General features: G+C 64.1%; 19 protein-coding genes. 7 read left to right on the forward strand and 12 right to left on the reverse strand.

From position 1 onward, the window contains the following. The first annotated feature begins 36 nt into the window (after positions 1 to 36). Positions 37 to 1104, forward strand: coding sequence for an ADP-ribosylglycohydrolase family protein (locus tag AB0M74_RS33420; RefSeq protein ID WP_366530306.1), 1068 nt, complete (start codon positions 37 to 39; stop codon positions 1102 to 1104). A gap of 141 nt (positions 1105 to 1245) precedes the next feature. On the opposite strand, the gene AB0M74_RS33425 is transcribed toward AB0M74_RS33420, so the two are convergent. From AB0M74_RS33425 to AB0M74_RS33435, 3 genes are all read right to left on the reverse strand, one after another. Beyond that, positions 1246 to 2139 carry a short-chain dehydrogenase/reductase gene (locus tag AB0M74_RS33425; RefSeq protein WP_366530307.1) on the reverse strand — a complete coding sequence of 298 codons (894 nt, stop codon included), beginning with the start codon at positions 2137 to 2139 and terminating at the stop codon, positions 1246 to 1248. Next, positions 2136 to 3599, reverse strand: coding sequence for an NAD(P)/FAD-dependent oxidoreductase (locus AB0M74_RS33430; protein WP_366530308.1), 1464 nt, complete (start codon positions 3597 to 3599; stop codon positions 2136 to 2138). Before AB0M74_RS33430 ends, AB0M74_RS33425 begins: the two co-directional genes overlap by 4 nt. Positions 3600 to 3956: 357 nt before the next feature. Beyond that, entirely contained in the window at positions 3957 to 4850 is an 894-nt protein-coding gene (locus AB0M74_RS33435) for a metal-dependent hydrolase (RefSeq protein ID WP_366530309.1), read from the reverse strand. Between the two features lie 147 nt (positions 4851 to 4997). Here AB0M74_RS33435 and AB0M74_RS33440 point away from each other — a divergent pair, with 147 nt between their 5' ends. After that, positions 4998 to 5375: a helix-turn-helix domain-containing protein gene (locus AB0M74_RS33440; protein ID WP_366530310.1), complete on the forward strand. Its 378-nt coding sequence runs from the start codon at positions 4998 to 5000 to the stop codon at positions 5373 to 5375. A gap of 304 nt (positions 5376 to 5679) precedes the next feature. Here AB0M74_RS33440 and AB0M74_RS33445 read toward each other — a convergent pair whose 3' ends face one another. The 3 genes from AB0M74_RS33445 to AB0M74_RS33455 are packed head-to-tail and all read right to left on the reverse strand — an operon-like array spanning position 5680 to position 8597. Beyond that, the gene (locus tag AB0M74_RS33445; RefSeq protein ID WP_366530311.1) at positions 5680 to 6693 is read right to left on the reverse strand and encodes a hypothetical protein; all 1014 of its coding nucleotides are present in this window, start codon (positions 6691 to 6693) and stop codon (positions 5680 to 5682) included. After that, positions 6690 to 8024 carry a peroxidase gene (locus AB0M74_RS33450; RefSeq protein WP_366530325.1) on the reverse strand — a complete coding sequence of 445 codons (1335 nt, stop codon included), beginning with the start codon at positions 8022 to 8024 and terminating at the stop codon, positions 6690 to 6692. Before AB0M74_RS33450 ends, AB0M74_RS33445 begins: the two co-directional genes overlap by 4 nt. 12 nt (positions 8025 to 8036) lie before the next feature. Then, positions 8037 to 8597, reverse strand: coding sequence for a hypothetical protein (locus tag AB0M74_RS33455; protein ID WP_366530312.1), 561 nt, complete (start codon positions 8595 to 8597; stop codon positions 8037 to 8039). Positions 8598 to 8914: 317 nt separating this feature from the next. Here AB0M74_RS33455 and AB0M74_RS33460 point away from each other — a divergent pair, with 317 nt between their 5' ends. Then, the gene (locus tag AB0M74_RS33460; protein ID WP_366530313.1) at positions 8915 to 9586 is read left to right on the forward strand and encodes a hypothetical protein; all 672 of its coding nucleotides are present in this window, start codon (positions 8915 to 8917) and stop codon (positions 9584 to 9586) included. An 88-nt stretch (positions 9587 to 9674) separates the two neighbouring features. On the opposite strand, the gene AB0M74_RS33465 is transcribed toward AB0M74_RS33460, so the two are convergent. The 4 genes from AB0M74_RS33465 to AB0M74_RS33480 form a co-directional block, all read right to left on the reverse strand. Continuing rightward, the gene (locus AB0M74_RS33465) at positions 9675 to 10559 is read right to left on the reverse strand and encodes an alpha/beta fold hydrolase (RefSeq protein WP_366530314.1); all 885 of its coding nucleotides are present in this window, start codon (positions 10557 to 10559) and stop codon (positions 9675 to 9677) included. A 143-nt stretch (positions 10560 to 10702) separates the two neighbouring features. After that, a complete protein-coding gene (locus tag AB0M74_RS33470; protein ID WP_366530315.1) occupies positions 10703 to 11047 on the reverse strand; it encodes a metalloregulator ArsR/SmtB family transcription factor in 345 nt (114 codons plus the stop codon). A 71-nt stretch (positions 11048 to 11118) separates the two neighbouring features. Then, positions 11119 to 11700, reverse strand: a complete 582-nt coding sequence (locus AB0M74_RS33475; RefSeq protein WP_366530316.1) for an HdeD family acid-resistance protein — start codon at positions 11698 to 11700, stop codon at positions 11119 to 11121. An 81-nt stretch (positions 11701 to 11781) separates the two neighbouring features. Continuing rightward, positions 11782 to 12195, reverse strand: a complete 414-nt coding sequence (locus AB0M74_RS33480) for a VOC family protein (RefSeq protein WP_366530317.1) — start codon at positions 12193 to 12195, stop codon at positions 11782 to 11784. A gap of 217 nt (positions 12196 to 12412) precedes the next feature. Between AB0M74_RS33480 and AB0M74_RS33485 the strand changes: the two genes are divergently transcribed. Next, entirely contained in the window at positions 12413 to 13399 is a 987-nt protein-coding gene (locus AB0M74_RS33485) for a glycosyltransferase family 9 protein (protein WP_366530318.1), read from the forward strand. Positions 13400 to 13413: 14 nt separating this feature from the next. Here the strand turns inward: AB0M74_RS33485 and AB0M74_RS33490 are convergent, their stop codons facing one another. After that, positions 13414 to 13737, reverse strand: a complete 324-nt coding sequence (locus tag AB0M74_RS33490) for a metalloregulator ArsR/SmtB family transcription factor (protein WP_366530319.1) — start codon at positions 13735 to 13737, stop codon at positions 13414 to 13416. Positions 13738 to 13920: 183 nt separating this feature from the next. On the opposite strand from AB0M74_RS33490, the gene AB0M74_RS33495 reads away from it, so the two are divergent. After that, the gene (locus tag AB0M74_RS33495; RefSeq protein ID WP_366530320.1) at positions 13921 to 14649 is read left to right on the forward strand and encodes a M23 family metallopeptidase; all 729 of its coding nucleotides are present in this window, start codon (positions 13921 to 13923) and stop codon (positions 14647 to 14649) included. 144 nt (positions 14650 to 14793) lie between these two features. Beyond that, a complete protein-coding gene (locus AB0M74_RS33500) occupies positions 14794 to 15909 on the forward strand; it encodes a hypothetical protein (RefSeq protein WP_366530321.1) in 1116 nt (371 codons plus the stop codon). Between the two features lie 156 nt (positions 15910 to 16065). On the opposite strand, the gene AB0M74_RS33505 is transcribed toward AB0M74_RS33500, so the two are convergent. Next, positions 16066 to 16392, reverse strand: a complete 327-nt coding sequence (locus tag AB0M74_RS33505) for a hypothetical protein (RefSeq protein ID WP_366530322.1) — start codon at positions 16390 to 16392, stop codon at positions 16066 to 16068. A 237-nt stretch (positions 16393 to 16629) separates the two neighbouring features. Here AB0M74_RS33505 and AB0M74_RS33510 point away from each other — a divergent pair, with 237 nt between their 5' ends. Then, complete coding sequence (locus AB0M74_RS33510; protein ID WP_328400575.1) at positions 16630 to 16965, forward strand: RNA polymerase-binding protein RbpA; 336 nt, start codon at positions 16630 to 16632, stop codon at positions 16963 to 16965. The last annotated feature ends 233 nt before the right edge of the window (positions 16966 to 17198 follow it).

A 17198-nucleotide genomic window follows, 5' to 3' on the forward strand; every position in this document is an offset into this window, starting at 1 on the left:
ATATATGCGTAATGATGTTGTCTTGTGGTGGATTACATGACGGTCTTCGACCGGGTCCGGGGCTCCCTGCTGGGCGGGGCGGTCGGCGACGCGCTCGGGTGGCCTATCGAATTCCTACAGCTCCAGCAGATTCGCGAGCGGTACGGCCCCGAAGGTGTGACGGGATTCCTACCACAGTATGCCGAGGGCGCGCCGCAGCAGATTACCGATGACACCCAGATGACCCTGTTCACCGCGGAGGGTTTGTTACGGTCGGTGCCCGGCGTAGATCCGGTGCCTGCATTGCGTCGGGCGTATTTACGCTGGTTACAGACCCAGCGACAAGAGGGACCCACCTCGGATACCGATGGCTGGCTAGCGGGTCTGCCCTTTCTGTATGCGGTGCGGGCGCCGGGGAATGCGTGCATGTCCGGGCTGGGGCAGCAGGCGCGGGGGTATCTCACGCCGCATCCGTTCGGTGATCCCGGCCCGGTGAACCCGGGGTCGAAAGGATGCGGCACGGTGATGCGATCCGCGCCGTTCGGACTGGCCGGTTTGGGGCCCGATCGTGCGTTCACCACGGCCGCGCGGGCCGCGCAACTGACGCACGGGCATCCCACGGGATATCTCGCGGCTGGCGCGTTCGCAGCGCTGATCGATCGCGTGGTGAGCGGTATCGAACTGTCAATTGCCTTGCAGCAGACGGTCACCCAGCTCGCGGAGGTACCCGCGGCGGCCGAAACAGCGGCAGCGTTGACACGCGCGGTCGAGTTGTCCGAACATGCGGCCACCGCCGAACTCCTCGAGCAGGTGGGCGCGGGGTGGATCGCCGAGGAATGCTTGGCCATCGGTGTGTTCTGCGCCTTGCACGCGGTCGAGACAAACGATGTGCGCGCAGCATTACTACTGTCGGTGAACCATTCGGGTGACTCCGACTCCACTGGTGCGGTCGCCGGCAACCTGATCGGCGCCATCCAGGGTGTCTCCGGGCTGCCGATGGATTGGGTATCCGCGGTCGAGGGGCGGGATGTGCTCGTCCAGGTCGCCGATGACCTCGTCATGAACTACGGACTCGGTGACCGGTCCGCACTCGATGCCCGATACCCGTTCGACGAAGGCCTATGACAGGTCGCTCGCGCCGTACCCGCGGATGCGAACGGCATGTCGCGATCTCGTTCTCGACCGAAGCCATACTGATGGCCGGGTGGACTGTCATGCCCGCCAGCTGACGAGATGTCCGGGAGCGCGCCGGTCCTCGGACGGTGGTCATGATGCAGGCCGCCCGTTGCGCTGTTCGACCTCGCGGACCAGCGCCCGCACTCCGGCGTCGCGGGCGAGTCGGTTGTCCAGCACCACGTTGACAACTCCACGCAAAAGGGCGTACGGCTCCCAGCCGCTAGGGGCGATGGTCCGTGCGGCACGCCGACTGATGCCCTCGGCAATTGTCGCGGCGGCCTCGGCCGCGGTGATTCGCACGTTGAGCGGCCAGGGCAGCAGGTCGCCGAGCGCGCGGCCGAGCTCGTCGCGATCGAGGGTGTCGTGTGTCATGGCCGTCTCCACAACGCCGAAGTACGCGACGCCTGCCGTAGCACCGACTGCCGCCAATTCGACCCGCAGCGCACGCCCGAGTTGCTCGACGCCCGCCTTGCTGATCATATAGGGCGCACCGCCCATACCCGGCGCGAAGGCGGCCGCCGACGAGACCACCACCACATGGCCTTTCGCGGCGACGACGTGGTTGAGGGCCGGACGAACCGTATTGAACACACCGGTGAGATTGATGCCGATGACGCGGTCGAAATCGCTGCTGTCCATGGTTCGCAACGTTGCCGGACGCGGGACCACACCCGCGTTCGCGACTACGACGTCGAGGCCACCGAACCTGGCCACAGCCTCCGCGATCGCCTTGTCCATCGACTCGCGATCCGCGACGTCGGCAGCGATGGCACAGGCGCGATTTCCGAGTGCTCCCGCCGCGGTGCGGGCGGCGCCTTCGTCGATGTCCACGAGCGCTACCGAGGCCCCGCGGGCGTACAGGATCTTCGCCAGTTCCAGACCGATTCCTTGTCCGGCGCCGGTGATCAGCACCGACTTGCCGCGCACCTCGTACAGGGTGTTGCCGATCCAGCGCAGCGGGTTGAGCTGCCCGATGTCCATCATGCACTCACCTCATAGGAGCCTGCGTCGAATCGACTTGTACGGCTGCGGTATTCGAAGCTCCAGTTCGGGTACAGGCCGGCATTGTTGCCCTCCGGTGTCTGGTAGTAGCTGTGGCATCCGCCGGTGAGCCACACCGTCGAGCGGCTACGTTCCTGCATCTCGTCGAGAAACGCCTCCTGCGCTTCCGGTCGTACCTCTACGCGGCGTGCGCCTGTGGCCCGCATGGTCTTCAACGCGTCCACGATGTAGGCGATCTGTGACTCGATCATGTAGATCGCCGATTGGTTTCCAGCCGCCCCGAAGGGCCCCAGAGTGAAGAAGAAGTTCGGGAATCCCGACAGGGCACTGCCGAGATAGCTTTGTGGACGCTTCGCGTACAGCTCGGCAATGGTGACGTCGTCTCGCCCGGTGAATCGCCCGAAAGCCGCGGAGACCGGCTCGAATCCGGTACCGTAGATGATGGTGTCGACCGGGATCTCGACGCCGCGACGGGTCACGATCGAGTGTGCGCGCACTTCGGCGATGCCGTCGGTAACGACCTCGACATTGTCTCGATCCAGAGCGGGTAGATACGCGTCGGAGAAGATCGCGCGTTTGCAGCCGATCATGTAGTCCGGAGTCAGTGCCTTGCGCAGATGCGGATCGCGGACCTGACGGTGCAGCTGCCACTTGCCGAGCAGCTCGTACGGGTGACGGAACCGTTTGTCCACGAATCCGATCAGCCCGAAACCCTCGATCAGCGTATAGAAGCTACCCCGGATCGCCTTGCCTGCCATCGGCACTCGGCGCAGCAGTTGTCGCTCCAGTCCGAGCGTCCTGCGGTCCATTCGCGGCACGATCCACGGCGCCGATCGTTGGAACAGGGTGAGGGCGCCGACCCTGGGCTGGATCTCCGGCACGAATTGCACGGCCGAGGCACCCGTGCCGATCACCGCGACCCGCTCCCCGGTCAGATCGTGCTCATGATCCCAGTGCAGTGAATGGAATGCCTTGCCCTGGAATGTCTCCAACCCACGCAACGACGGGTACTTCGCCTCGCTGAAAACGCCGGTCGCGGAGATCACGAAGTCCGCGGTGAAATCCCCTGTCACGGTGCTGACGCGCCACAGCGATTCCGCATCGTCCCACCGCGCATCGAGCATCTCCGCGTTGTAGCGGATGTGGCGCACCACATCGTGCGTCACCGCCACCGATCGAATGTACTCCAGGATCTCCTCCTGTCGGCCGTAGGTGCGCGACCAGTCGGGATTCGGTGCGAATGAGTAGCTGTACAGGTGCGATGGAACATCGCACGCACAGCCCGGATAGGTGTTCGCCTGCCAGGTGCCGCCGAGGTCATCGGCACGCTCCAGAATCACGAAATCGTCGAACCCGGCTTCGCGAAGCTTTATCGCCAGACCGATGCCGGCGAAGCCGGCCCCGACGATCGCGATGTGCCGGTGTTCTGTGTCAGTAGCCATGGTCAGCGGGTCCTTCCGGGTAGCACCGAAACAAGTCGGTCGACGACGGTGTCGACCGTGGTGCTACGAGTGAACGTGGTGAGCGCCAGCCGCGACGGGAACCGTTGGCGTGTAGTGACTTTCGCGTCGGCAAATTACTCGAGCCCGTCGGGGCCGTGCACGCGACCGGACCCGGAGCTACCGGCTCCGCCGAGGGGCGGTGTCGGAATGGTCGCGTGCGCGACACAAGCATTGATCGAGGTGCCACCGGATCGGATGCAATCGGCGATCTGCCTGCCGTTGCGCCGCGCGAATACGGTGGCGCCGAAGCCGTACTCGCGGGCGGTGTGAATTCCGATGCCACTGTGTCGGTTCCCATCAGTGGCCTGCCGCTCGCGCGGCGGGAGATCGAGCGAGGTAACGCAGCGCAGCGTCCATCGGGCCGAGTTGAGAGGGATGGAAACCCGGGCGCAGGTAGCGCGGCAGCTCGGTGAAGAACACCGTAAAGCTCGGAATGACTCCGCGGACAGTGGCATTCACGAACTGCAACGGCCACAGCCTGCCCTTGTTCGGCTCCGGGTCTTTCCGGTACAGGTGTGCGGTCGAAACGATGAACAGTGGTAGCAGGGTCGCACTGGCGAGGACTGCGGTGCGCGCCTTGCGCGCATAGCTGCCGTCGACGTACATATATGCGTCATAAACGACGCTGCGGTGTTCGACCTCTTCGGCACCGTGCCAGCGGACCAGATCCAGCATTGTCGGATGCATCCCCTTTTCCTCGAGGATGTCGGCCTCCAGGAGCCATTCGCCCAGCACAGCGGTGTAGTGCTCCATCCCGGCGAACAGGCCGAGACGCTCTTTGAGCCAAGCGTCCTTCGCGCGGCCGGTCAGTCCGCGGTCACCCAGGATCCGATCGACCAGCCATGCAATCTTTCGCACATACGATTCGACGTCGAGACCGATCGATTGCAGATGGCGGCGGGCACCTTCGTGACTACTCGCGTGCATCGACTCCTGGCCGATGAATCCCGCAACCTCTTCCCGTAGCCGCTCGTCCTGGATCAGCGGCAATGCTTCGGCCAGACAGTTGGCCATCGCTCGCTCACCCTCGGGAAGCACGAGGTGCATGACATTGACGATGTGCGTGGCCAGCACCTCACCTGGGATGTAATGCATCGGCACCGACTCGAAGTCGAAGTGAACGTCCCGAGCGCTGATCGCATGCTCTTCACCGCAGTAGTGGTGCTCCGCTGCACCGGCAGTCTCAGCCATGCACAAACTGTACTTTGCAACATTTCCCATTGCAATGTTGCAGAACAAATTGCTGGCGTATGCGGCACGACGTCTGCTCCTCGCTATTCTCGATTCGCCACCTCCGCAGCTGCGACCTCGACAAACAAGCCCGAGATCGATGATTCGATGGAGGCTCGCATCCTGGAAGCTGCGCTGATCCAGTTCGGAAAGGGCGGCGTCAAGAAGACGACGATCGAGGACATCGCCCGACAGGCCGACGTCGATCGAGTCACCGTTTATCGACGGATCAGCTCCCGCGACGATGTGGTGCGGGCGGTCATGACCCGCGAAATGGAGTCGATGCTGGCCGAACTCGACGCGATATCTGTGCACAACAACGATGTCCATACCCTCGTCGCCGACATCGTCGTCACGGTGATCACCCGGTGGCACACCCGCTCGCCAACCGGATGCTGGCACTGGAACCGGACCGCGTGCTCCCCCAACTCACCACCGATGGCGGACCCCCGTTCACGATGTCGGTGGCAGCGACAGCCACCGTAGTGCCAAGCACTGCCGGAAACGGGCTGCTACCCGATTCCGCCGACCTGCATTCCCGCGCGGAAATCGTCTGCCGCATCGTTCACTCGTGTATCCTGCAGCCGCGCGCAATGGTCACGCTCGAATCCGAGGATGCCCGTGCGGCATTCGCGCGAACGCATCCGGTGCCGATCATCACCGAATGGCAGATCCCTGGACCGCGGCGATGATGGCTTTCTCGCGCTGAGGTTTCCACCGAAAAGGTAATTCGATGTACGCCAGCCTTTTTGACCGCGCCCGAGGGTTCGCGAGTTCGACGGCTGCGACGTCATTTCATGGTGGCGAGATTGTGCCAGAGGTTCTCGAGGCTTTCGGTGCCACCGAACAGTGTGGTGAAGTTCGTAGAGTCGATCAGTACGATGTCGCCTGCACGCCTGCCCGCGGGCGGCATCCAGATCAGCGCGTTGAACTCCGTGCTGCCCGCCGCGGTAAAAGGATGGGGTCGTTCGAGGTCGACGCGCTGACGGCCGAGGACTCGGAGCGAGTCGCTCTCCGGTGCCGTGAGCTCGTAGTGCGGCAGATGGGGGTGGAAGTTGAATGTAGTGACGTTGTCCAGCAGCCGCGGCGCGTCCAGATCGCGGAACCCGGTCAGGGGTGCGATCTCATCGGTGCCATCGACGACCGCGGGACGCAGGCCCCACTTGTTGTGCACCGGCACCTCTAGCGCTTGCATCAGCGAGCGCGTGTACTGGCCGAATCGCTGCTGGCGGGGAACCAGTGCGTCGCCGTGATGCTCGTATTCGATTTGCCGCTGTGTGTAGTCGTCGGTGAAGCCGACATCGTGGTGCGGCGCTAGCAGCAGGCAGGTGCCTTCGCGTTGCAGCCACTCCCGGATTGCGGCGCTCTCTTCGGGTGCGGCTTCCTGTTCGGAGAGAACATGATCGAGCCCGAACACCATCAGTGTGTCGGTGTCAGCCAAGATCCGCTCGTCGATCGGCAATGTGTACCCGGCCTGATCGATGCGCTGGAACACTGCAACAGGATGACCGGTAGCCTCGCCGGCCAGCCGCTGAAACGCCAGCGTGGAGCGATGGAACAGCTCCAAGGTGCCCGCGATGCCTTGCAGGAAGTGCGCTGCGTCGTATTCGGGGGTTTCGTAGCTCGGCCACGTGACGTTGCGGACTTCGGTCATCGTGGAGAAGCGGTTGTACATTTCGGCGGGATCGCGTTGGGCCTCCCACGGATAACTCCACGTCCAGTAGATGCTTATCCGCCGCCGCCCGTCTTGCCTGCGCGGAATGTGGTTCTGGTTGTAGGTGCGTGCCCACGGCAGGGTGCTCATGACGTCACCTCTCGACTGTCGAGCGTGGCCAGATACCGCAGGGCACTGATGCCCGGCAGGAAGAAGTACGCACCGCCCGTGAGGGTGGTGAAGGCAGGCAGCCCCTGGAGCACCTTGCGGATGGGTCGCTTGGGAATCGTGAAGTCGAGGGCGCCATCCTGAGTACCGCAGATGGGGTCGTGTTCATTACCGAGTTCGTGGAAGGTCTTATCGTTGATCCAGACGTTTTGGGCGAACTCGAACTGACGGACCAGGCTGGCGCAGATGATGAACGCGGCGATGCCTCGGTCCACCCCGTCATCAGGGGCACCCTCGGGCAGCGCAGGCCCGTAGGTGGCTCCGCGGCGAATCATCCTGCGGCGGTTCATATTTACTGCGGTATCGCGCGGGTTGAGTCGCCGCGCGTGCGAACCCAGCGGTACCGCGTAGCCATGCGGGTCCATCTGCCTGTAGTTGAAGTCATTGTTCCGCAGGGGATCTGCACCAAGCTGCGGATCATCACGGTCGGGAGCCAGCACCAAGGGTGCCCCGCTTCGCCAGCGGCCCATGAACTTCGCGGCGAGTAGCTCCTGACCGTCCGGGGTATCGGCGTGCTCGCGCAGATAGTTCCTAAACGCACCGACGTGTTCTTGCAGCCGCCGGTATGCCATGTAGCTGCCGTTGCGGGACAACACCTCCGGCTGCGGCAATCCGTGGGGTGGCCCCTCCTCGTCGGGGTAACCCAGGATGAATTCACCAGGCTTCAGCGGCGCACCCGAGCCGGGTGTCGGTTCTTCACCGGATCCGTCGATCGCGGGCTGAGACAACCGGTCTCGGAATCCGAAATGGTCATGGGCGTGGTCGAATGGGGGCGTCGCGTTCAAATCCAAGAACGACAACACACGCACTCCCTGGCAGCGCGCCACCAGCTCGTGGTGCTCGGCGGTGCACCGCTGGTGTTCAGCTTCGGTTCGGGCGAACAAGATCGCAATGGCGTGCAGGTCATCGCCGGCCAGCCCACCCACCCAATTGTCGGGGTGCGCAGCGCCGGTGTCGCCCAAGATGTCTGCACGGGCGGCCATGCCTTCACGAAACTCGTCGGGGAAGGTGGAAAGCGCTTCCTCCGATACCCCCAACGCCCGCAACCCGCCCCAGGTAAAGGCCAGCGTTATCCAGCGCTCGGAGCTGTCCATCGTGGCGCGCACGTCCGCAGCCGACTGCACCCGATCCACCAGCGCGGTCAGCCAGGCCCGGCCTCCGGCGGGATCATCGAAGGACAGGAACTCGTAGCGGCCCGTCATCGCGGGGGTGCGGGTCAACAGGATGTGCTGAATATCGTCGAGCTCGAGCATGGGCCCGGCCATCTACTGCATCTGATCGAGCATGTCGGAGAACGCCGCCTCGAGCCGGAGCGCTTTTTTGATCTTGTCGGCGGTGACGAAGGGGTACTCGCCGTATTCGAGGAAGCTCGGAAACTGGTGTTCTCGAACGAATTCGACGAATGCCTCCGGGTTTTCCTTCCAGTCCTCGGGGAATCCCTCGAGGTTGGTAAAAACAGTGGTGATACCGGTTTGACTGAAGAGCGCAACGGCATCCTCTGTGTACTTGTCGAAGTCGGTGTCGAAGATGCCTTGATATTGGAAATGCAATCCCGAGCCGACGTCGAACAATACCCACCGAAGATAGTGCAGCCGCAGCGGCGCCAGCACATCCGGACTGCCCGCTACCGCATCTTCGATCTGCTTGCCGTACGCGCGAATCGCCTCCTCTCGACCAGGTTTCACCTTCGCAATGATCGAGAACCCATAGCACGCGGGCGTCCGCGGATAGATCGGGCCATACCGGCCACGTTCCAGCTCGAAATAGCCCTCCCTCGGGATAGCTATCGCTGCCGGTTTGCTCCAGTCCTGATCGGTCGCTGACATAGCGTCACCTACCCTGGCCGCCAATGGGAAAGCCGGACCCTAACATGGTAGGCGCTTGCCATATATCGCCGCAAACTACCGGCTATCATCAATGATCGAGACCGAGCCGGCACACAAATTCGAGTCCCGGCGCTCTTCTGCGTTTCGAGTGGGACAGTTCAATGCCATTATCGACCGCCCTCCTCGATCCGGCTGCATCATTCAAGTATCCGCAGGCTTCGAAGTTATTGGCCTAGCCGAAATACTGGACGTCCGACATATTTTCCGGAGAAACCCGTATACCTGCCACCGGCGCCCAGGTTTGACAGGATGATTCCATGTCGACAACGCCGCAACACAGCAACCCGGCGCCGACCCCGCGCCAGTTGTCGACGCCGCGAGCCGCCGCACTGGCCGGCGTGGTCTTCTCGGCGTTGTTCGGTACGACGCTGATCCTGATTCGCATCCACATGCCTGCGGGCCACGAAGATTCAGCTCAGTGGCTGCAGAGCCAACAGAGCGCGATCACGACGGCGACGGTGCTGATGCCGTTCGCAGGCATCAGCTTCCTATGGTTCATCGGCGTCGTACGTGACGGATTCGGGCGCTTCGAAGATAGGTTCTTCGTGTCCGTATTCCTGGGCAGCGGGCTGCTTTTCGTGGCGATGATGTTCGTCGCCACCGCCGTCGCCGCCGGCTTGGTAGCAAGCAACTCCAGCGTCACCGACCCAGCCGCACACGCCGAGGTGATGAACTTCGGCAGAATGGTCCTGGTTTCGGCAAGCCAGACCTACGCGCTTCGCATGGCCGCGGTGTTCATGATCTCGCTCGCGACGATTTGGTTGAAAACCAGGCTGATGCCCCGCTGGCTGGCGGTTCTCAGCTACGTGCTGGCCGTGGCGCTACTGATCATCAGCGAAGCGAGCATGTGGGTGGAGCTGGCATTCCCTGCCTGGGTGCTCGTGGTCAGCGGATTCATCTTGGCCCGCTCCGTACACAGAGCGGAATGAACCGGCCTGCACCGATTCGGGACTCCCGATTCGGCAAGGAGATTGTCGATTCGTGATACCGCACTGATGTTCGAGCAGTTCGACGCTGTCAATGGTCGTTCCACGCGATGATCGCGGCAACGATCTCGTCGGCAGCATCCTCCTGGATATAATGCCCCGCACCATCGAGCAAGACAGTTCGATGGTCCGCGAATTGCCGCTCCCATCGGCGGCGTTCTGGCACGCGGAACGCAACGTCCTTCGTACCCCACACCAGCAACGCCGGACGGTCGCGCAACACCGCGAGTTCCTGCTCGACCTCGGCGAGAAAAGCTCTGCTGCCGAGTATTTCGCGAGGGAAGACATGCACCGGGCGACGTGATTCCGGCGTGGGGAACGGGCCGCGATACGCGTTCATCACCGCGTCGGTCAGCTTCTTGCGCCGAACACCGGCCGGGATGATCCGTTCGACGAAGAAATTGTGGCGCAGGATCAACCGGCCCCCGATCGGACCGCCCAAGAACCGTGAAAACACCTGGGTACCCAGATCGGACTTGGGCCATGCCCACGTGTTGCCGACGACGAACGCAACGAACCGATCGGGGTGTCGCGTGGCGACGGCAAATCCGATCGGGCCGCCCCAGTCCTGCACCATCAGCGTCACATCGCGCAAGTCGAGCCGGATAACCAACTGTTCGACCACGTCGGCGTGCTCGGCGGGGGTGAACCCGTACCCGGGAGCAGCCTGCGAGAGTCCGAACCCCGGATAGTCGATCGCTATACAGCGGTACAGATCCCGCAACCCGCTGATCACGTCGCGGTAGAGGAACGACCACGTCGGATTGCCGTGCAGCAGGATCAGCGGCGGCCCGCTGCCCTCGTCGACATAGTGCACCCGCGAACCGTCGATCTCTTCGAAGCGGCTTGCGAATGGATATAGCTCAGCAGGGATCCAGACCGGTCTGGAAGGCGTGCTGTCGTTACTATGGTCCATCGCGCATCGTCCCCTTCCCGCAGTGGTGGGTTCAGCCGGACTTCTGCTCCGGTATCGGTCACGCGTGCCGCGCTTGCGGAGCTTGCACAACCGCGATGCCGATCACGTCGATGACATCGCTGCGGAAATATCGAAGGCACCTGTTACCGGCAGCATTCTGGGTCGAGGACGAAACACAAGGCGGACAACGCATCTCGGCCAGCAGCAAGTTGCACGCTCCTCCCCTGGCGCGGCGACTCCACCAACCCGGAATTACGCAACTGCCCGAGACGGTGACTCGCCGTGGATTCCGCCAGCCCGACGGCCGCCGCCAGATCACGGGTGTTCACGCTGCCGTCGCGCTGCGCGAGCAGCGACATCAGTTTCACCCGAACCGGATCCGCCAGCGCTTTCAACCGAAGGGTCACCCCGAGCGCAGCTCGGTCATCGACGGGCGCCGCGGCCACCGGCGTGCGGCAGATCGGCGCGGAGACATCGATTGTCGGCAACGAAACCCCGACGATCCCATTAACGAACCCGGCCCGCACCACCGATGCGGGCCGGATATTCTTTCGCGAGTTCAGAGGCCCTCTTGCAGGCGCTTGGCGTCCCTACGAACACCGAACGACGTGATGATCTCCATGATGCCGAGGACCACCAGCCAGATGCCGGCAACCCACGCCAGCGTCGCCACCGACGCGACCGGCCAGACGATCAGCACGATACCCGCAATCGCGGTGATCACTCCGAAGAAACCGATCCAACCGCGCCCCGGCAGTCCCGGCTCGGAGATCGCGGCCATCGCCGAGGCCACGCCACGGAACAGCCACGCAATGCCGATCCAAATGCCGAGCAACAGAATCGAAGCAAGCTCGTCGCGGAAACAGAACACGCCGATCACGATCGACAGGACGCCGGTGATGAAGGAGAGCACCCGCATACCGGCACTCGCCGGCGCACCGAAAGCGGCGAGCAACTGCAGCACACCGGAAACCACCAGATAGATGCCGAAGATGATGCCTGCCACCAACAACGTTTTGCCCGGCCATACCAGAATCAGGACACCCAGGATCACCGAGAGGATGCCGGTGACGAGAACTGATTGCCACGCACTGCGAGCAAGCACTTGCAGCGGTCCCTCTACCACGCTGTTTGTCGTCATATCGAGATGCTAGGCCCTGCCGGAATGGTTTTCTGGCCATTTGCCGAACAACGCGCCGAGTGGCCGGGCTACCCGATCCGCCTATTGAGCGGCGGGAGTTATGTTAACCATCCACGCGACGCCGAACTTGTCCGTGCACATGCCGAACTCGTCGCCCCACATCTGCTTCTCCAGCGGCACCGTCACAGCGCCCCCCGCGGCCAGCTTGTCCCAGTAGTCATGTAGTTCGGCGCTGTCGTCGCCGCTGAGGCTGATCGAAATACTGCTTCCCGGTGTGTGTTCCATACCAGGCGGGGTGTCGGAGGCCATCAGCGTGAAACCGCTCGGAGTCTCCAGCATGCCGTGCATGACGAGCTCCGCGCCTGGCGCGTCCTTGTCGCCGAACTTGCCGAACGTGTCGATGGACAGGGTTCCGCCGAACACCTCTCGATAGAACTCCAGCGCTACCTGGGCCGTGTCTCCGAAACTGATGTAGGGGTTGAGCCGGGAGACCATGGGACCCTCCTTGGGAGTAGTTGCCACCACCTGGGAGGTTAGTCCTCGGACGGAGACCGCGGCATGGATACCGAGCCTGTGGCATAGATAACGTCCGAGTCGTCGACGTTTACTGCCGGAAGAGGTCGGGTAGTCATCCCTAAGTGACTCTCGTCGTGTGCACCGGGTGCGCGCGTTCGGGTCGGGTTCGTGAGTCTCGGGTGGCTAGGAGAAGAGGGTGGCGGTTGTACTCGTGCTGCAGGCACGTGGCCTCGGTGATCTGCTCACTGCGGTCCCGGCGTTACGTGCGCTGCGCAGAGCGAGGCCCCACGACCACATCGTCTTGGCGGCGCCGCACCGATTGAAGCCGATCGTCGACCTGATCGCCTCCGTCGACGCCATGGTGCCGACCGGTGAGCTCAGCGCATTCCGCTGGGACGGCCCACAGCCCGAACTCGCCGTCAATCTGCACGGTCCGAGCGCCGAAAGCATCGTCACGCTCACCAAGACCGATCCCGGCCGCATTCTCAGCTACCGCAACGCCGCCTTCACCGACCTCGAAGGTCCGGAATGGCAACCGGACATGCACGATGTCGAGCGCTGGTGTCATCTGCTCGAATCCGATGGCATCGTCGCCGACCGACGCAACCTCGGACTGGTGCCTCCGGTATCGACGACCAGCCATCGGGACTGCGTCGTCGTCCATGTCGGTGCGGGTGCGGCGGCCCGGCGCTGGCCATCGGACCGATTCGCCGCCGTCGTCCGCCACTTACTTGTGCTCGGCCGCGAGGTGGTGCTCACCGGCGACGAGACCGAACGGGATATCGCGTTGAATGTCGCCGCACGCGCGAGCCTGCCTACCAGGCGGGTGCTCGCAGGCGAACAGAACCTGATCGAGCTGGCCGCCACCGTCGCCGAGGCCGAGCTCGTCATTTCCGGCGATACCGGCGTCGCACATCTGGCCACGTCCTTCGGCACCAGGACGGTGCAGATGTTCGGCCCGACCCCGCCGCGCTGGGGCGGACCGCCCCCGCACCTGCTCGGCAGGCATGCGGTGCTCTGGGCGGGCCAAATCGGCGACCCCGATGCCGACACCCCCGACCCTGGCCTGCTGCGGATCGGGGTCACCGAGGTGATCAACGCCGTCGACAAGCAGCTCACCAAGCGCACCTGGCCCGGCACCGGCACCGATCGCCGCCGCGCCACTTACCGCCGGGTCGGCTGAACACCCGCCTGCGATCAGATCCCTTCCTCGGCCCGTGCTGTGCTGAGCGCGGCCGCGTACGCGGCCAGCGCGCTCGGCCAGAACTGTTCCAGGTAGTCGCGTGCGTCACCGAGCCCGCGCGGGTCGAGGGAATACAGCCGTCGGTTCCCGTCGCGACGCACCATCACCAGCCGCGCTTCCCGCAGTACCCGCAGATGCTGGGAGACCGCGGAGCTACTCACTCCGACTGCGGTCGCCAGCTGACCGACGGATAACGGCGCCGTGGGCAGCGACTCGAAGATCGCCCGGCGAGTCGGGTCGGCTAGCGCCTCCAGCGCACGAACTCCGTTAGTGGCCACTTAACTAGTGTGATCAACTGGCATCCGATTGGTCAATTCGGCCTATTTCGGCATTTCGCCAGGTCGACTCAATTGTCACGCAGTTTCGTTATGTACTTGTGATCTTCGAACAGGGCTTTTGCTCCACTGTGACGGTAACCACATGATTACGGAACCTGCATCACGCTCCCGTACGTTCGAAGCATGCCCGTGACCGTTCCGTTATCAATCAGCCGTAGCGGCGCCACCACCCGTTCCCGCCGGTACCGCATCGCCACCCGTGCAGCCGCCGTCACTGCGGTCGTCAGCGCCGCATTCGGCGTGCTCGCCGCCACCGATCAGCATCAGGCCGACGCGACTTCCGCGGCCCAGCTGACCGCAGGCAAGTCCCCCGCCGTAATGGCCGACTCCGAAGCCCGCAACGCCGCGCAGTTCATCTCCTTCACACCACCCGAGGCACCGACACCGCAGGACGTGCCCGAGGCCGAGATCTGGGAACAGAACCAGATTGCCGCCGAAGCCGCCCGGCCACACACTGTCCGCCCGATCATGGGTGTGCTGACCTCGAACTTCGGCACGCGCTGGGGCACACTCCACGCAGGCCTCGACTTCGCCGATCCGCTCGGCACCCCGATCGCGGCCGTCACCGACGGCACCATCATCGAGGCAGGCCCCGCTTCCGGCTTCGGCCTGTGGGTACGCGTCCTGCAGGACGACGGCAGTGTCGGCGTCTACGGCCACGTGAACGACATCCTGGCCAGTGTCGGCCAAGAGGTCCACGCGGGCGACGTCATCGCCACCGTCGGCAACCGCGGCTTCTCCACCGGCCCGCACCTGCACTACGAAGTGCATATTCCGGACCTCGGACCGGTCGATCCACAGCCGTGGCTTGCCGCCCGCGGCATCGAGGTCGGGCACGCGGCCGACGACTGAGCCGCCTCTGATAGTCCGGTGGCGTTCGTGAGTCGATGAGGGACTCGCGAACGCCTCCGGTTGTTCCCCTAGTACTCCGGTATCAGCCGCGAATGGCGCTGTAGCGGGACGTGTTCGGGCGGTGCCGATTCCTACCGTCGTAGCATGCCGACGATCGACATCGACTCCGCAACCAGGGATTCCACGCCCCGACACCGCCGCACCCCGAACCGTGTCCGCCCGGCAGACCGACTGCACCGCCCACTGCTGTGGATGGTGACCGCGATGGCCGCGCTCATGCTGGTCTCGGTGGGCGGCATGATCATCGACGACCGGACCTTGCTCGGCGAGTCTGTCTGGCTCAAACCCTTCAAGTTCGGCTTCGCCTTCATGCTCTACGGCTTCACACTGGCATGGCTGTTGTCGTTGCCGCACAGAGGAAGTCGAGCCACCTGGTGGCTCGGTACGGTGTTCGCGATCACCGGATTCGCCGACGTCGGATTCATCGCCGTACAGGCCGCACGCGGCACCTTCAGTCACTTCAACAACCACAGCGCCGACACCGTGACTTCGATCGGCCAGCAGGTGTTCATGTCCGGTGTGCCCGGCCTGTTTCTCGCCAATCTGATTATCGCGCTGATTCTTTCGTGGCAGCGAATCGTCGACCGGCCGATCGCGCGGGCCATTCACGCCGGCCTGGCACTCTCGGTCGCCGGGATGGCGATCGCCTATCAGATGGGTTTCACGGGCAAGCAGCGTGTCCGCGATGCCAACGGCAACATCGTGGAACTCATCGCCGGACACACTGTCGTCGATGACGCTGCGCGTGCCGCCAACGTGCCCCGCGACGGCGTGGGCGGTATGCCGATCACCCACTGGAGCACGATCGGCGGTGATCTGCGGGTGCCACACTTCGTCGGGCTGCACGGTATCCAGGTGCTGCTGCTTGCGGCCTTCGCGTTGACCTGGCTGGCCCCGCGGCTGCCATGGCTGCGCACCGAACGTGCGCGGGCGGCGGTCATGGGCGTGCTGGCCCTCGGCTACGCCGGGATGCTGTCGATCGTGACCTGGCAGGCCATGCGAGCACAGCCGCTGATCCACCCGGACAGCGCCACCCTGGCCGCCGCCGGTGGGCTCGCGGCAATCATGTGGCTGGCACTCACCACCATCTACCTGCGCAATCGCGCAACCGAAATCGACCAGACAGACGACCCCACGCAGCCGCTCGCCGCACTCGCCAAGTCTCGGCTTCGCACGGCGAGTGCTCAGCCACTCGGCTGAAGCACGCGCGGCCGTGACCGTCGTCAGCCGAACGACTCCACAGTCCACGGGACTCGTTCGGCTCGATTCGTGCCGAGCCGGCCGCGCCACCGGGCTCCGGCCCGCGATATTCGACTCCGCCGTGCCGACCAGCGATCAGCGATCAGCGATCAGCGATCAGCGCAAGCGTTCGGCGTCCCTGGTCAGCTCCAGCAGCGTCGTGCTGAGAACCTTCAACTCCTCGGTGTTCGCGCCCTCGCCGATCGCGGTGGCGACGTCCTCCGCGGCGCATCTCGCGGCGAACCAGCGGTCGGCGAGGCCCGCCGCCTCCTGTGCGCTGAGCACAACGGAGTCGTCGGGAATCCCCGTCCCCTTCAAGCTGTTGCGGTGTTCGTAGGCGCGTTGGCGACACGATTGGCGGCAGTACCGGCGACGACGTCCGGCCTCCGATTCCACGATCTCCCGCCCACACCACAGGCAGGACACCAGCAAGCGGCGCGACATGAGGCAGAACATTAGTGGTCGGTCTCACTGAATGAACCTGGAGGTCCCCAGCCGTGGCGACACCACGGCCGTGGCACGGCCGGTACCGCGCACCGACTACAATGGAACGGTTCACCGTCGCCGTGTCGGGAACTATTAGCGCAGGCCCGTTCGTTGCACGTAAGGTCCAGCGAGCGCGAGCTCGTCCGGACACGGTCGCAGCGCAACAAGACTCGAGCACCTAGGGAGAGGCACACCATGGCAGATCGCGTACTCCGGGGCAGTCGGCTCGGAGCGGTGAGCTACGAGACCGATCGCGACCACGACCTGGCTCCGCGGCGGATCGCTCGGTACAAGACGGACAACGGCGAGGAATTCGACGTGCCGTTCGCCGACGACGCCGAGATCCCCCCGACCTGGCTGTGCCGTAACGGCCAGGAAGGCACCCTCATGGAGGGCACCACCCAGGAGACCAAGAAGGTCAAGCCACCGCGCACCCATTGGGACATGCTGCTGGAGCGTCGCAGCAAGGACGAACTCGAGGAACTGCTCAAGGAGCGCCTCGACCTGTTGAAGACCCGTCGGCGCGCCTAGGCCGCCGGACCCAGCACATCGACGAAGGCCGCTGACCTCGAATTCGTTCGAGGTCAGCGGCCTTTCGCATCTCCAGAACATTGCTGCTCGGCTGCATGCTGGACCCCACGCGCGACAGCAAGCGGCCTGGCGCATTCCTGGCGGGTTCACGCGATCGTCGCAACACTCTCGATTTGAGAGGTTGCGGCGATCGTGTCGTTTCAGGAGGATTTGGCCCGGTTCGGTGATCAGCT

Origin of the sequence: Nocardia sp. NPDC051463 (genome assembly GCF_040681975.1) — a bacterium.
Taxonomy (GTDB): domain Bacteria; phylum Actinomycetota; class Actinomycetes; order Mycobacteriales; family Mycobacteriaceae; genus Nocardia.

Coding starts and splice junctions, on each gene's coding strand:
- AB0M74_RS33420 (WP_366530306.1), top strand. CDS start 37: ATGACGGTCTTCGACCGGGTCCGGGGCTCCCTGCTGGGCGGGGCGGTC.
- AB0M74_RS33425 (WP_366530307.1), bottom strand. CDS start 2,139: ATGATGGACATCGGGCAGCTCAACCCGCTGCGCTGGATCGGCAACACC.
- AB0M74_RS33430 (WP_366530308.1), bottom strand. CDS start 3,599: ATGGCTACTGACACAGAACACCGGCACATCGCGATCGTCGGGGCCGGC.
- AB0M74_RS33435 (WP_366530309.1), bottom strand. CDS start 4,850: ATGGCTGAGACTGCCGGTGCAGCGGAGCACCACTACTGCGGTGAAGAG.
- AB0M74_RS33440 (WP_366530310.1), top strand. CDS start 4,998: ATGGAGGCTCGCATCCTGGAAGCTGCGCTGATCCAGTTCGGAAAGGGC.
- AB0M74_RS33445 (WP_366530311.1), bottom strand. CDS start 6,693: ATGAGCACCCTGCCGTGGGCACGCACCTACAACCAGAACCACATTCCG.
- AB0M74_RS33450 (WP_366530325.1), bottom strand. CDS start 8,024: ATGCTCGAGCTCGACGATATTCAGCACATCCTGTTGACCCGCACCCCC.
- AB0M74_RS33455 (WP_366530312.1), bottom strand. CDS start 8,597: ATGTCAGCGACCGATCAGGACTGGAGCAAACCGGCAGCGATAGCTATC.
- AB0M74_RS33460 (WP_366530313.1), top strand. CDS start 8,915: ATGTCGACAACGCCGCAACACAGCAACCCGGCGCCGACCCCGCGCCAG.
- AB0M74_RS33465 (WP_366530314.1), bottom strand. CDS start 10,559: ATGGACCATAGTAACGACAGCACGCCTTCCAGACCGGTCTGGATCCCT.
- AB0M74_RS33475 (WP_366530316.1), bottom strand. CDS start 11,700: ATGACGACAAACAGCGTGGTAGAGGGACCGCTGCAAGTGCTTGCTCGC.
- AB0M74_RS33480 (WP_366530317.1), bottom strand. CDS start 12,195: ATGGTCTCCCGGCTCAACCCCTACATCAGTTTCGGAGACACGGCCCAG.
- AB0M74_RS33495 (WP_366530320.1), top strand. CDS start 13,921: ATGCCCGTGACCGTTCCGTTATCAATCAGCCGTAGCGGCGCCACCACC.
- AB0M74_RS33500 (WP_366530321.1), top strand. CDS start 14,794: ATGCCGACGATCGACATCGACTCCGCAACCAGGGATTCCACGCCCCGA.
- AB0M74_RS33505 (WP_366530322.1), bottom strand. CDS start 16,392: ATGTCGCGCCGCTTGCTGGTGTCCTGCCTGTGGTGTGGGCGGGAGATC.
- AB0M74_RS33510 (WP_328400575.1), top strand. CDS start 16,630: ATGGCAGATCGCGTACTCCGGGGCAGTCGGCTCGGAGCGGTGAGCTAC.